Raw genomic sequence first — 14359 nt, forward strand, 5'->3', positions numbered from 1 at the left:
TTTGATCATGAAGACAATTATGGATGAAAAGAAGGTTGTAAAAGCTCCACGTCCTGAAGAAAAGAAAAAAGAAGTCAATACAGTCTATAGCATTGAGAATTTCAACCTCTGGTATGGTAAGGATCAGGCGCTAAAGGATATTAAATTCGATATTCCTGAGAAGCAAGTGACAGCAATTATCGGCCCTTCAGGTTGCGGTAAATCAACTTTTATTAAAGCACTTAACCGCATGGTAGAAATGGTCCCAATTGTGAGAATGTCTGGTGACATCAACTATCGCGGGAAGAACATCTTTGAGAACAAGTACAAAGTGGAAGATCTTCGCACAAAAGTAGGAATGGTTTTTCAGAAACCGAATCCATTTCCAAAATCAATTTATGAAAATGTTGTTTATGGTCCAAAGATCCATGGTATTAAAAACAAGAAGATTTTAGATGAAATTGTGGAGAAAAGCCTTAAAGGTGCTGCTCTTTGGGAAGAAGTTAAAGATCGTTTAAACGAGAATGCTTATGGACTTTCAGGTGGTCAGCAACAACGTCTCTGTATCGCACGCTGTCTTGCAATTGAACCAGATGTTATTCTCATGGATGAACCAACTTCTGCGCTTGACCCAATTTCAACACTGAAAGTAGAAGAGCTTGTACAGGAATTGAAAAAGGAATTCAGCATTATTATTGTGACGCATAACATGCAGCAGGCTGCTCGTATTTCTGATAAAACTGCATTCTTCTTAAACGGAGAGGTAGTTGAGTACTCTGATACGAATCAGTTGTTCTCAAACCCTTCTGACAAACGCACAGAAGATTATATTACAGGTCGTTTCGGTTAATATTACTCGGGGGTGAGCATACATGGTAGTTAGAGAAAATTTTCAGGAACAATTAGACGAAATCAAATCACAGCTACTTGAACTGGGATCTTTAGCACAAATTTCTGTTGATGAAGCCATTACAGCACTTAAAAATCAAGATGTTGATAAAGCACTCGAAATCATTGAAAATGACAATAAAATCAATCGACTTGAAGAGGAAATTAACGAAAGAGCCATTTGGCTCATTGCTAAAGAACAGCCTCTTGCCACTGACCTTAGACGATTGATCTCAGCATTGAAGATTACGACTGATGTTGAGCGCGTTGGGGATCTTGCAGTTAATATCGCGAAGTCTATCATCAGGATCGGTGATAAACCTTTCGTGAAACCTATTGAGGAAATCCCTGCACTAGCTCAGAAAGCGAATAATATGTTGAGAGAAGTACTCGCATCATTCTACGATGAGGATGTTAACCAAGCGATGGCAGTTGCAGATGCAGATGATGAAATTGATAACATGTACGGTCGCCTTGTGAAAGAATTACTAGAACTGATGACAAAGCATCCTGAAAGTGTTAGTCAAATTCAACAGCTATCCTTTATTTGTCGCTACATCGAGCGAATTGGAGATCACTGTACGAACATCTCTGAAAGTGTCATTTACGTTGTTAAAGGCAAACGTTACGACTTGAATGCTTAATAATGTAGGGAACCACATTCCATTTGGAATGTGGTTTTTTTATGAAAACCATAGTAATGACCTGTCCATTTCTGCAATACACTAATGTAGGAGATTGACAGGGGGGCGTTTAGATGCCAAGACATTTAGTTATTGGAAATGGGCAACTGCTTATTAATATGGATCAGTTTTTACAAATAAGGGATATTTACTATCCATATGTAGGACAGCAGAATCATGTACAGGGACATGCAAATCGGATTGGCGTTTGGGTCGATGGTAAATTCTCATGGCTCCACTCATCTGAATGGGAAATTCATCCTGATTATGATCAGGACACGCTTGTGACCTATAGTACGGCTTATCATCCTCATCTTGGTCTTAAACTGATATTTGAAGAAGGCGTTCATCAGAGGGAAATGTTAATGATTCGTAAGATTACTGTTCATAATTTAGAGAATCAAAGCCGTGAAGTTAGACTTTTTTTCCATCAGGATTTAAATATCTATGAAACAGAAGTTGGAGATACAGCATATTACTGTCCTGATACGAAATCTGTTATCCATTATAAGCGGTATCGCTACTTTCTATTTAATGGGGAATTTGATGAGACGGGAATTAAACAATACACAACAGGTGTGAAACGATTTCAGGCAGCGGAAGGCACGTGGCGGGATGCCGAGGATGGACATCTACACGCAAACCCAATTGCACAGGGATCTGTCGATAGTACGTTCTCTCTTGAAACAATACTAGAGGCCAATAGTAAGAAAACAGCGTACTACTGGATGACGGTTGGGAGAACGAAAGAAGAAGTAAGTAACATTCATGAATATGTAAGTGAAATTGGTACTCTTCTAACTGTTGAAAAGATTAGGATGTACTGGAACCGCTGGGTAAACAAATCAGTGCTACCAGAATCAGATTTGGATCAAGCGCTCCTTTCACTATATAAACGAAGTTTGCTTATTGTGCGTACGCAAACAAATCAGAACGGTACAATAATAGCGGCGAATGATTCAGATATCTTGCACTACAATCGAGATCACTATAGCTACATGTGGCCAAGAGATGGTGCATTGATTGCTTCTGCTATGTCAAAGGCGGGTTACCATGGGATGGTGTCGAACTTCTATCGATGTTGTGCTGAACTTCTTTCAAAGGAAGGCTATTTGCATCATAAATACAACCCAGATGGGTCAGTAGGGTCAAGCTGGCATCCTTATATTGATCGATCAAAACATTCACAGCTACCTATTCAGGAAGATGAAACGGGTCTTGTATTATGGGCATTTTGGGAGCATTACAAATCTACAGGGGACATTGAATTCGCACAGTCTCTATATAAATTTCTAGTAAGACCAGCTGCGAAATTTTTACTTGAGTTCATGGATGAGAACCTAAATTTACCTTTGCCGTCCTATGATCTTTGGGAAGAGCGGTTCGGAATATTTAGTTTCACGTCTGCAGCTTGTTACGGTGGATTGATGGCTGCCCATTCGTTTGCAAGGTTGTTTGGAGAAGACGACCGAGCAGACAGTTATTACGAAGGAGCAGAGCGGATCAAGAACGGTATCGAAACGCATCTATACGATAGTGATTGTGCTTGCTTTATTAGAGGACTTTATACGAATAACGAAACAGGAGAAGTAACGAAGGACTATACAATTGAGAGCAGTGTTTTCGGACTGTTTGCTTTCGGTGTTTTCCAGGCTGACGATGCTCGAATTGTTCGTACTATGGAAGAAGTTGAAAAGCGATTAACTGTCAATACAAGTATCGGTGGAGTAGCTCGGTATGTGAGTGATTATTATTTTCAACAATCACAGAATGTTGAAGAAGTTCCTGGTAATCCATGGGTAATTTGTACGCTCTGGATTGCTAAATGGAAAATTGCTCGTGCTGAATCGATTGAACAATTAGGTGAAGCAAAGGGCCATATTAGTTGGGTATTTAAACAAGCGCTGTCAAGTGGTATACTACCAGAGCAGGTTCATCCATATACGGGGAAGCCGCTTTCAGTGGCCCCGCTTACCTGGTCGCATGCAACTTATGTTGATGTTGTTAAAGATTATCTTGAAAAATATGAAGAGTTATCAAGAAAAACAACTTGATTGAATAACATTTGTTTGTTATCATGATGAAGTATGTTGTTAAATGAACAGTTTGATAGGATTTGGAGGGATATTCATGCGCGTACAAATTACATTGGCTTGCACTGAGACAGGCGATCGTAACTACATCACGACTAAGAACAAACGTACTAACCCTGATCGTCTTGAACTTAAAAAATACAGCCCAAGACTTAAAAAGCAAACGTTACACCGTGAAACAAAGTAAGCAGTAGGATATCCTACTGCTTTTTTATTTGCATATTATCCGTTAAACTAAATGTAAGTAGGGGGAATGAATGTGCAATCAAAACACGAATGGCGTACAAATATGAAAGCGCGATTAAATGAAATAACTCCAAATGAAAAAGAAAAACTCGATAACGAAATCAAAGAACAACTTTTTACATATAAACATTATTTAAGATCAGAAACGATTGGGTTAACAATTGCAATGAAAAATGAAGTCAATACGAAGAGCATAATTGAAGCGGCTTGGTCAGAAGGAAAGAAAGTAGCTGTACCAAAATGCGATCCAAAGTCAAAGCAGATGACCTTTTATTACTTAACCGAGTGGAATCAACTAGAAACCGTATACTTTGGTTTGAAAGAACCTAAGCCAGAAGAGACAATCATTTGTCATACTCATGAGATCGATTTACTAGTTGTCCCAGGCCTCATTTTTGATCAAAAAGGATATAGAATTGGATTTGGTGGAGGATTCTATGATCGATTCTTGCAGAATTATCCTAACGCAACAGTTTCTCTTGCCTATGAATTTCAATTAGTGGATTCAGTTCCAGTTGAATCTTTTGATATTCCTGTGCAAGCGATTATTACAAATGAACAACTTCTAAGCGTCAGATGATGCTTCTATACTTCTTGTTGAGTGGAATAACAGGTTTTATAGGATATAAAGTGAATTCCCTAACAAAGGGTGGAGCGATTGCTGCAACGATTGTTGGGACTTTAATAGCATATGGCTTTGAATGGAAAGGGCTTTTATTACTTGGAGTTTTCTTCTTATCTTCGACTGTGTGGAGTAAATACAAAGCAAGGAAAAAAGAAGCGATAGAAGATATTGTAGAAAAGGGATCAGCTAGGGATCAGTATCAGGTAATGGCAAACGGGGGAGCTGCTGCGTTTGCCGGTATTATGATGGCGTTCTTTCCATCTAACTGGTGGTTGGGATTTTTTCTAGCAGCCCTTGCAGCTTCTAATTCCGATACTTGGGCTTCTGAGCTAGGCGTTCTATCGAAGCGTTCACCATTTCACATTAAGACAAGACAGTTTGTTCCCGCTGGTACATCTGGCGCAGTTAGTTTGTTCGGAGTAACGGCTTCTTTTCTTGGAGCATTGTTGATTGGAAGTATAGGTACTTTCGTTTTTGAGGGATCTATTACACTTTTACTATTCGTAACACTTGGTGGGTTCATAGGTTGTCAGTTTGATACACTAATTGGTGCGTCCTTTCAAGAAGAGTTTCGATGCCGAGTGTGTGGAATTAATACTGAACGTCATGAACATTGTCAAACCGCTACCCTTAGAACAAAAGGATTCTCGGGATTAAATAACGATGTTGTTAACTTTATTTCATCCATTATCGGTGGATTTTCGGGAGGGTTTTGGTTTATATGAAAATCAATGGCCTAATACTTGCTGGTGGGGAATCGAGAAGGTTTGGCTCACCTAAAGTTTTCGCAACATTAAATGGTTTACCATTTTATCGCATTGTTTTGAATCAACTTCTTCCACTTGTAAGTGAAACAGCTATCGTTACAAAAAATGATTTGATGAAACAATTTAGTATTGGCGAGGGCGATCGAGTGACATTGTTAACGGATGTTGATTCATTTGACGGTATGGGCCCTCTTGCAGGTATTTATTCTGCTATGGAAAGGACGGAAGGTGATTATTTCGTTACGATCGCATGTGATATGCCTTTTCTAACAGAAGGTCTTATTACCATGTTAATTGATGAATTAATGCTTCATCCAGATGCAATGGCTATTGTTCCAGTAGAGAATGGAAGAATTCAGCCGCTGTGCGCAATCTACCATGCTTCTTGTGAGAATGTAATTAAACATCATTTGCAAGATGAACGAAAGCGAATGACGGATTTACTCCATGAAATTAAGGTGCATTATGTTTCTGTTAATGCATCGAATCAACGACATTTTATGAATGTAAATACAACTGAAGAATACGAGACTATTCAGAAGGGGATCGACTAGATGGGAGACTTTAAACGATACTCACGGCAAATGCTTTTTTCACCTATTGGAGAAGAGGGACAAAATCAGTTTAGTCAATCAAGCGCATTAATTGTTGGGATGGGAGCACTTGGAACCGCAATTGCGAATCATCTTGTCCGAGCAGGGTTTGGTTACGTAAGAATTGTTGATCGCGATTATGTAGAGCAAAGCAATTTGCAAAGACAAATGCTCTTTGATGAGGAAGATGTAGCAGCTTCGTTACCCAAAACGGTTGCGGCAAAGAAAAAACTTGAAAAGATGAACTCTTCCGTTACGATTGATGCGGTAACAGCTGACGTAAACGCTGGGAACATCATGGATCTCCTTGACGGAATTGATTTTGTAATGGACGGAACAGATAACTTTTCAACTCGTTTTCTACTAAATGATGCTTGTTTTAAGGAAAACATTCCATTTGTGTATGGTGGTGCTGTAAGCTCTCGTGGTATGACCGCTTTGTTTGTACCTGAAGAAACCCCATGTCTTCGTTGCTTTATACAGAGTGGGGAAGGATCGTCAGGTGAAACGTGTGACACGATTGGTGTCATTTCACCTATTGTTGATATGATCGCATCCTATCAGGTAACTGAAATTATGAAATATGTGTCAGGAGCGCATGATCAACTTCATCGTAGTTTACTAACGATGGATATTTGGAATAATCATCGTTACGCTATGAAATTCTCTACCCCAAAAGAAGGGTGCCCTACTTGTCAAAAGCGCGAATACCCAGCATTACAGGGAGGCGGTAGGCAAGAAGTAACATCGTTGTGTGGAAGAGAAACGATTCAAATTCATCTTGAACCTCAGTTTGATTTACAAAAGTGGGCAACAAAACTCGAGAAAACAACAACCGTTAAGAAGACACCCTTTCTCCTCAGGGTTCAGTTGGAAGAGGGAGAAAGACTTGTGCTATTTCCAGACGGTCGTGTTCTCATTCAGGGCACAGAGGACAGTGGAAGAGCAAAAGCCTTGTACGCAAGGTATATAGGAATGTAGAAAATGCATCAGCCATATGGCTGATGCATTTTCTATGAAAGTATACATCTTGACAGAGTTACAGATCGGTTATAAAATAACAATGTTACTTAAACGCACAAAAGCATAAAAGTATAAAAGTGATGAGTTAGACGAGTAGCTTCTAATAGAGGGCAGTAGCAGAGACCTGATGGATGGTGAGAATCAGGGCATCTAGAAGTGAATTTACATCTAATGAACTTTGTCGTTGTCCTCACGCTATAGAGGATCCAAGGTGGACAGTAAATACTGTCAAAAAGGGTGGTACCGCGAATTCGTTCGTCCCTTCAATTATTGAAGGGCTTTTTTTAATGGAGAAGGATAGAGAAAGCAACACTATAGATAGGACAACTTAGATTAAGGGAGAGAATAGCAGTGAAGAAATTATCATTTTCCATGGCGCTAACTGTAATAGCGCTTTTGATGAGCTGGATGCTTTTCAGTATCATCGTATTGAAGGTAGAACCACATATGCCACTGCTCGCTGGCATTGTAGGGATGGGCATACTTGGCTTAGCCCTTGGAATGAAGTGGGAAACCATTGAAAAAGGACTTCTAGAAAGTATCACAACTGGACTTAAACCTATATTAATTTTGTTTATTGTTGGGATGATGATTTCTGTATGGATGCAAAGCGGAACTGTTCCGACATTATTATATGGCGGCCTTCAGTTTATTCAACCAGAGTGGTTTTTAATAAGTGCACTTATTGTAACAATTATCGTATCTAGTTTTACCGGCAGTTCTTTTACGACAATAGGCACAATAGGAATCGCGATGATGGGAATTGGATCGGCGATGGGAGTTAATCCTGCACTTGCTGCAGGGGCAGTCATATCTGGTGCGTGTTTTGGTGACAAAATGTCTCCTCTTTCAGATACGACAAATTTCGCTCCAGCCGTAGCAAAAGTAGATTTGTTCACTCATATTCGTCATATGATGAAGACGACAATACCAGCTATTATCGTGACGGTCATTTTCTTCTTTATGATGAGTAAGAACTTATCGACTTCAGTTAATCCCGAAGATATGCAGAATGCGATTAATGTATTAAAAAGTGAATTTAATTTATCGATCTGGACATTAATTCCACCAGTAATCGTCCTGGTACTTGCAGTTCGTCGTGTTCCTGTACTCCTTACTTTATTTGCTGGATTGCTAGCTGGTATTGTTGTAGCCATATTAACTCAGAGCGTGTACTCGGCAACAAGTATACTTTCAACGATGCAAAATGGGTTTGTAAGTGAGACGTCCAGTGACCTAGTTAATGGCATTATCAATAGAGGTGGCCTTCAATCTATGATGTGGAGTGTTTCCCTCATTGTTCTAGCACTAGCGTTGGGAGGAGTTCTCCAAGTCATGGGTATCATTCAATCGCTCATGAGTGGATTAACTAAACTTCTAAGTAGCAGAGGCCATTTAATTTCTGCCACAGCCGGTTCTTCAATAGGTGTTAACTTGCTAACTGGGGAGCAGTATTTATCCATTCTTCTACCTGGTCAGACCTTTGAACCTTTTTATGATAAAGCAGATGTGGATCGTAAGTATTTATCACGCACGCTTGAAGATGCAGGAACATTAGTAAACCCGCTAATTCCTTGGGGCGTTTCAGGAGCATTTTTTGCTGAGACACTAGGAGTGGCAGTCCTGAGCTATCTTCCATTTGCGATATTTCTTTGGTTGTCTCCTATATTTACAATCGTTCTAGGCTATTGGAATGATTTCAAGTTGCGTAAAGCTTAACCTATAAAAATGGATAAAAAAAGACCCTCCTGTAAACAGTAGAACTAAAGTACTTTTTCAGGAGGATTTTTATGAGAATATCGAAACTCATTGTAATATTATCTTTGCTAGTCGTGATCTATGAATACCGATATCGAATTCTTAACTGGGCGCTAGGGATTGCTGTTATTAGACGGTTTGTGGTGGGAAACACGTTGAAAGTACCTGGCGTAAGAAAAAAACTTTTCACATCCTTTTTGTCTTAAATCTCTCCCAAATGGAGAGGTTTTTTGTTTTAATAAAGGGGGTAGAAGGGTTAGATAATATGGTAAAGAGGGTTTAAGGGAGGTGGTGTTAGAAATGAAGTGGACACATATTTACTTTGATTTAGATAATACGCTTTACGATCATGAACTAGCTTTTCAAAGAACAATCGAGCATTGTGCAGAGCAAATGCTTAAAAGAAAAGGTTCTAACATTACACCAGCTCAGTGGTTTAGGGTATTTAAAACGTATTGTGATCACTATTGGGATAATTATGAGAAGGGAACCTGGTCAAGGGATACCTATCAAATACAGAGATATTGCAGTGCGAATGACGAATTCAATTTAACTTGTTCAGAGGAAGAAGCTCTCAACTTCCAGAAAGAATACCAATCTAAAGTAGCCTCTTTTGCAGAGCTTTATTCTGACGCTTCACTTCTATTATCTCGTCTACAGCTCAGAAATGTACACTTAGGTATCATTACAAATGGACGGAAACAAACGCAAATGGCAAAAATAAAAGCGCTTAACATTCCGCAGTGGTTCCCAATGGAAAATATATTTATCTCTGAGGAAGTGGGTCTAGCTAAGCCTGAACTTGATTTATTTAACTATGTGATGAATGAGCAGGGGAGTTACCTCTATATAGGCGACACATGGGAGCATGACATAGAGCCAGCCCTAGAAGCTGGCTTCGATGCCGTATATTTTAATTCACGTAATGAGGATATGGAACAATCCACTAAACACGTTCCTGAAGTATCTACATATAAACAATTGCTGGATTTATTCCATGTTTAATCCTTCTTCATTAAGATTCCTAACTATCTAAAATAGGCTCATTGAGATATTGAATCAGCTGAATATTCCTGCCGCTCTTGCTTTGAAATAAAACTAGGAGGTACGGAGATTGCTTATGAAGTAAGATCATAGGAATTGTGCTGCCAATTGGCGATTCGGTTCGTCCACCCGTTGACTCAATTCCTAGAAAATAGTTCTTGTAGAGCCCTGCCCATAAGCCCCCAATAACATCTGTTGTCTCATTTTTAGATAAACCTGGTAAAGGTTTATCTTGATAGCGGTAAAGAGAGGTTAATGGGATGATGTAGTAATCTTCTGGATGAATCTTATATTCTGTTACCATGGCTTTGAAAATTAATTGGGACTGTTGAATCATTGCATGATCAAGAATATACTCCCACTCTTTTTCTTCTTCATTTGTTGCTTTTTTAAATGATTCAAGTGGTGTCATCGGTGAGTCGATTACATAAAGTTGATCGTAGCTCATTTCTTGTGCACTTCTAATGATGTCGTTAGGGTAATGAATTTCACCATAGTGATAGCTAATTGCTTCATAATGACCGCTATCTTCGCTCGTAAATTCTTGTTTTTGATGGATAGTTGCCGTATTTTCTTTCCACGAAGACATCGTATCAATTAAGCGACCTTCTTCATATAGAAACGACAAGTCCTGGCGGAGGTAGGCTACTTCACTAAGCGTAGATTCTGACTTCCAATTCAAGGTGTATTCATCTTCATCTTCCTGCGTTAGAATAGAAAGGGAAGTACGTGCAGATACAAATGAGACGTCTGGATCGGGAGGGAAATACGTAAATGATTCTCGAACAGGATTATTATTTGTGTTAACAAGAATGAGAGCAAAAACTCCAATCATTCCTAACATTATTGTGTATTGTACTTTTTTGATCATCCCAAACCTCCAAATCATTAAGCTTGTCATCATATTTATGATGGTTGGAGTCAATTTATGAAGAGGGAATACCTATGAACGAGAGATTATGCCTAAGGAGAGGATGAATGCAATGAATGACTTTTTTAAAGCGGAAGAGCTCCTAAACACAACAAGGGATTTAGTTCGTATTCCAAGTCCGTCCGGCTTTACTGATGAAGTGATTAGTTGGGTAGAAGGTCGAATGCAGGAACTCAATGTTCCAACGTATCGCAATAATAAAGGTGGCCTTATTGCTACGATTGAAGGAAATGATTCTTCAAAGCACCGTATGCTAACGGCACATGTGGATACACTCGGTGCAATGGTGAAAGAAATTAAAAGTGACGGCCGTCTACGTCTTTCCTTAATTGGAGGGTTTCGCTTTAACGCTATTGAGGGGGAATACTGTGAAATCATTACATCGTCTGGCAAGCGTTATACAGGTACCATTCTTTTGCATCAAACGTCTGTTCATGTTTATAAAAATAATGGTGATGTCAAACGAGATGAGCAGAATATGGAAGTTCGACTTGATGAACGAGTATTCTCGGTAGACGATGTTGAAAAACTTGGTATTCACGTTGGTGATTTCACAGCATTTGATCCCCGAGTTCAACTAACCGAAAGTGGATTTATTAAATCACGACATCTTGATGACAAAGCAAGCGTTGCACTATTACTTGCGAACATTAAAAAGATTAAAGAAGAGAACATCAAACTACCATATACAACTCATTTTTTGATTTCAAATAATGAAGAAATCGGTTACGGTGGTAATTCTAATATTCCAGATGAGACAGTTGAATACATAGCGGTTGATATGGGAGCACTTGGCGATGGTCAAACCTCAGATGAATACACCGTTTCCATTTGTGCGAAGGATTCAAGCGGTCCGTATCATTATCGATTGCGTAAGCATCTTGTCGGTCTTGCTGAGGAGTATAACATTGCTTATAAACTAGATATCTACCCTTACTATGGGTCAGATGCTTCTGCTGCAATCCGAGCTGGTGCTGACGTTCGTCATGCGCTAATTGGACCAGGAATTGATGCATCACATGCGTACGAACGCACACATCAGGATTCGATGTTGCATACTGCTAATTTAATTTATAACTACCTTCGATCATCAATGATTGATTGAAGTGCAGAGCCAGTCTCATTTATGAGGCTGGCTTCTTTGTGCCCAATTATTCTGCATGTATGCAATGGTAAAGAATGGTGAATGATGGATATGAGGAGGGGGACTTATGTCTGATAAAGAAATCATTCATCCAGTTAGCGAGTCGTTTGAGAAAAATATAGATTTCCTACATGAAGAGCTCGGGGTAGAAAAGAGCTTTGATGTTATTCAGCTAGACCTTGAGTATGCAGGAAGAAAAATGGCCATGTTTTTAATAGATGGATTTGTTAAAGATGATATTCTTCATTATTTAATGAAACTTCTATCAAGACTTGAACCGGATCAGCTTGAACCAGATCCTCTCGAAAAATTAATGAAGGTACATATTCCATACGTAGAAATTGACAGGCAAAAGGACCTTGATATTGTCATGGACTTAGTGCTTGCAGGACCTACGGCACTTGTTGTAGAGGGTATGAGCGAGATAATCATGATTGATGCGAGAACGTACCCTGTTCGTGGTCCGCAAGAACCAGATTTGGAACGAGTGACAAGAGGCGCTAGGGATGGGTTTGTAGAAACAATAATATTTAATACATCTCTGACGAGAAGAAGAGTTAGAGATAAGACTCTGCGCATGGAATACATGCAAGTAGGCAGAAGATCAAAAACAGACATTTGCATTAGTTATATTGAAGATATAGCAGACCCTGAAATTGTCAAAAAAATCAAGGATTCAGTTAGCAAAATTGATACAGATGGTTTACCCATGGGAGAAAAAACAATTGAGGAGTTCATTTGTGGCCGCCCTCTAAATCCATATCCTCTTGTAAGGTATACAGAACGACCTGATACTGCAGCTATTCACCTTTATGAAGGGCACGTTTTGATATACGTAGATGGATCGCCGAGCGTATTAATCACACCTACAACATTCTGGCACCACCTTCAGCACGCTGAGGAATACAGACAAAAGCCTGTAGTTGGAGCATACATGAGACTAGTTAGATTTATTGCAGTGTGGATTGGTATCTTCATTCTACCTCTCTGGTATTTGTTTGCAACGAATCCAAGGTTACTCGGTTCGAATATGCAGTTTATCGGAGTTGATGAGAGCGGTACACTTCCCCTGTTTCTTCAGTTTATAATGATTGAATTAGGTCTTGATATATTGCGGATGGCCACAATTCATACGCCATCCGCTTTAGCGACAGCGCTTGGTCTCGTTTCAGCCATACTAATCGGTCAAGTAGCTGTTGAAGTTGGCTTGTTTATAAACGAAGTAATTTTGTATCTTGCGCTTGCTGCGATGGGTACATTCGCAACTCCTTCTTATGAGCTAAGTCTTGCCAATCGACTCTTTCGTCTTGCTCTCTTGTGCTTAACAGCAGTTTTTGGAGTATCTGGATTTGTTGTTGGATTTACACTCTGGATGTTTCTTTTGGTTCGAACAAAGTCATTTCATATTCCTTATTTATGGCCGTTTATTCCATTCTCATATCGAGCGTTCAGAGATGTTATTTTCCGCTCTCCAATGCCGATTAAAAATAGAAGGCCGACGGTACTTCACCCGAAGGATCCAGATCGTTAAAGATAGAATGCATTTACCAAATAAAGGTGAATGCATTCTATTTGTGCTTAATCATTTTTTTTACTGTTAGGGATTGCTATAATAAGTGTGGTGAGGAAAATGAAAACATTCTACGATGTACAACAGCTTTTAAAGAGATTTGGCATGATTGTCTATACTGGGAATCGGTTGGGCGATCTTGAATTAATGGAAGAAGAACTCCAAGAGATCTATGAAATGAAGATGCTTGAACAAGATAATTATCTTGTCGCCAAAATGATACTTCGAAATGAAATCAGCAGGGAGAGAGACAAACATGAATCAAACAATTGAAACTATGCTCGCTCATCGCTCAATCAGAGCGTTTAAAGATGAACCGCTCACTGATGATCAAGTCTTTACACTTGTAAAAGCGGCTCAATCTGCTTCAACCTCGAGCTACATTCAAGCGTATTCAATAATAGGAGTTAAGGATCAAGAAAAAAAGAAGAAACTGGCTAAACTAGCCGGTGAACAAAGTTATGTTGAGACAAATGGTCACTTTTTTGTTTTCTGTGCTGATTATCATCGTCATCATGCTGCAGCTGAAATGCATGGGACAACTGTTACCGAAACAACGCAAACAACAGAGAAATTTATGGTAGGGTTGATTGACGCTTCACTAGCAGCTCAAAATGCAAGCGTTGCAGCCGAATCAATGGGTCTAGGAATTTGTTATATCGGGGGAATTCGAAACGCACTTGAAGAGGTTAGCGATCTATTAAACCTACCGAATTATGTAGTACCGTTATTTGGACTTTGTGTGGGCTATCCTGATCAAGCTCCAGATGTAAAACCTCGTTTACCACTGAAAAATATCTATCATGTAGATGAATATGAGCAAAATACCGATGTGTTTAAAGAAAGTTTAAGAGAGTACGATCAAACAATATCAGCATATTACGGGGAAAGAACAGGTGGACAGCGGACAGCTGGATGGTCATCACTCATGGCGAATAAACTAACAACCCCTGTTCGTACGTACATGAAGAAGTTTCTTGAGAATAAAGGGTTTCCATTAAAGTAATAATTCTGT

16 protein-coding genes and 1 other annotated feature are annotated in these 14359 nt (G+C 39.3%); of the genes, 15 read left to right on the forward strand and 1 reads right to left on the reverse strand.

What is annotated here, in order from left to right:
• The first annotated feature begins 7 nt into the window (after positions 1-7).
• The 11 genes from pstB to AB986_RS00320 all read left to right on the forward strand — a co-directional run bounded on the left by pstB (position 8) and on the right by AB986_RS00320 (position 9660).
• Positions 8-829, forward strand: a complete 822-nt coding sequence (gene pstB / locus AB986_RS00275) for a phosphate ABC transporter ATP-binding protein PstB (RefSeq protein ID WP_236690283.1) — start codon at positions 8-10, stop codon at positions 827-829.
• 22 nt (positions 830-851) lie between these two features.
• The gene (gene phoU / locus AB986_RS00280) at positions 852-1511 is read left to right on the forward strand and encodes a phosphate signaling complex protein PhoU (RefSeq protein ID WP_048308892.1); all 660 of its coding nucleotides are present in this window, start codon (positions 852-854) and stop codon (positions 1509-1511) included.
• Positions 1512-1624: 113 nt separating this feature from the next.
• Positions 1625-3604, forward strand: coding sequence for a glycoside hydrolase family 15 protein (locus AB986_RS00285; RefSeq protein WP_048308893.1), 1980 nt, complete (start codon positions 1625-1627; stop codon positions 3602-3604).
• 76 nt (positions 3605-3680) lie between these two features.
• A complete protein-coding gene (rpmG, locus tag AB986_RS00290) occupies positions 3681-3830 on the forward strand; it encodes a 50S ribosomal protein L33 (protein WP_048308894.1) in 150 nt (49 codons plus the stop codon).
• A 72-nt stretch (positions 3831-3902) separates the two neighbouring features.
• Entirely contained in the window at positions 3903-4469 is a 567-nt protein-coding gene (locus AB986_RS00295) for a 5-formyltetrahydrofolate cyclo-ligase (protein ID WP_048308895.1), read from the forward strand.
• Positions 4469-5239, forward strand: a complete 771-nt coding sequence (locus AB986_RS00300; protein WP_053215984.1) for a DUF92 domain-containing protein — start codon at positions 4469-4471, stop codon at positions 5237-5239. Before AB986_RS00295 ends, AB986_RS00300 begins: the two co-directional genes overlap by 1 nt.
• Complete coding sequence (mobA, locus tag AB986_RS00305) at positions 5236-5835, forward strand: molybdenum cofactor guanylyltransferase (protein WP_048308897.1); 600 nt, start codon at positions 5236-5238, stop codon at positions 5833-5835. The genes AB986_RS00300 and mobA overlap by 4 nt, the downstream gene beginning before the upstream one ends.
• Entirely contained in the window at positions 5836-6855 is a 1020-nt protein-coding gene (locus tag AB986_RS00310) for a ThiF family adenylyltransferase (protein WP_048308898.1), read from the forward strand.
• 113 nt (positions 6856-6968) lie between these two features.
• Positions 6969-7163: a binding site (T-box leader), on the forward strand.
• Positions 7164-7248: 85 nt separating this feature from the next.
• On the forward strand, positions 7249-8616 hold the full coding sequence (gene nhaC, locus AB986_RS00315; protein WP_236690285.1) for a Na+/H+ antiporter NhaC: 1368 nt from the start codon (positions 7249-7251) through the stop codon (positions 8614-8616).
• 71 nt (positions 8617-8687) lie between these two features.
• Positions 8688-8861, forward strand: a complete 174-nt coding sequence (locus AB986_RS22160) for a hypothetical protein (RefSeq protein WP_161797308.1) — start codon at positions 8688-8690, stop codon at positions 8859-8861.
• Between the two features lie 94 nt (positions 8862-8955).
• Positions 8956-9660, forward strand: a complete 705-nt coding sequence (locus AB986_RS00320; protein WP_048308899.1) for an HAD family hydrolase — start codon at positions 8956-8958, stop codon at positions 9658-9660.
• 19 nt (positions 9661-9679) lie between these two features.
• Here AB986_RS00320 and AB986_RS00325 read toward each other — a convergent pair whose 3' ends face one another.
• Positions 9680-10570 (reverse strand): hypothetical protein, encoded by an 891-nt coding sequence (locus AB986_RS00325; protein ID WP_048308900.1) that lies wholly within the window; start codon positions 10568-10570, stop codon positions 9680-9682.
• 112 nt (positions 10571-10682) lie between these two features.
• On the opposite strand from AB986_RS00325, the gene AB986_RS00330 reads away from it, so the two are divergent.
• From AB986_RS00330 to nfsA, 4 genes are all read left to right on the forward strand, one after another.
• The gene (locus AB986_RS00330; RefSeq protein ID WP_048310741.1) at positions 10683-11735 is read left to right on the forward strand and encodes a M42 family metallopeptidase; all 1053 of its coding nucleotides are present in this window, start codon (positions 10683-10685) and stop codon (positions 11733-11735) included.
• A gap of 106 nt (positions 11736-11841) precedes the next feature.
• Positions 11842-13305, forward strand: coding sequence for a spore germination protein (locus AB986_RS00335; RefSeq protein WP_048308901.1), 1464 nt, complete (start codon positions 11842-11844; stop codon positions 13303-13305).
• A gap of 99 nt (positions 13306-13404) precedes the next feature.
• The gene (locus tag AB986_RS00340) at positions 13405-13617 is read left to right on the forward strand and encodes a YqgQ family protein (protein WP_048308902.1); all 213 of its coding nucleotides are present in this window, start codon (positions 13405-13407) and stop codon (positions 13615-13617) included.
• On the forward strand, positions 13601-14350 hold the full coding sequence (nfsA, locus tag AB986_RS00345) for an oxygen-insensitive NADPH nitroreductase (protein WP_048308903.1): 750 nt from the start codon (positions 13601-13603) through the stop codon (positions 14348-14350). Before AB986_RS00340 ends, nfsA begins: the two co-directional genes overlap by 17 nt.
• Positions 14351-14359 lie beyond the last annotated feature (9 nt).

The sequence above is a fragment of the Guptibacillus hwajinpoensis genome, from assembly GCF_001039475.1.
GTDB classification, from domain to species: domain Bacteria; phylum Bacillota; class Bacilli; order Bacillales; family Guptibacillaceae; genus Guptibacillus; species Guptibacillus hwajinpoensis.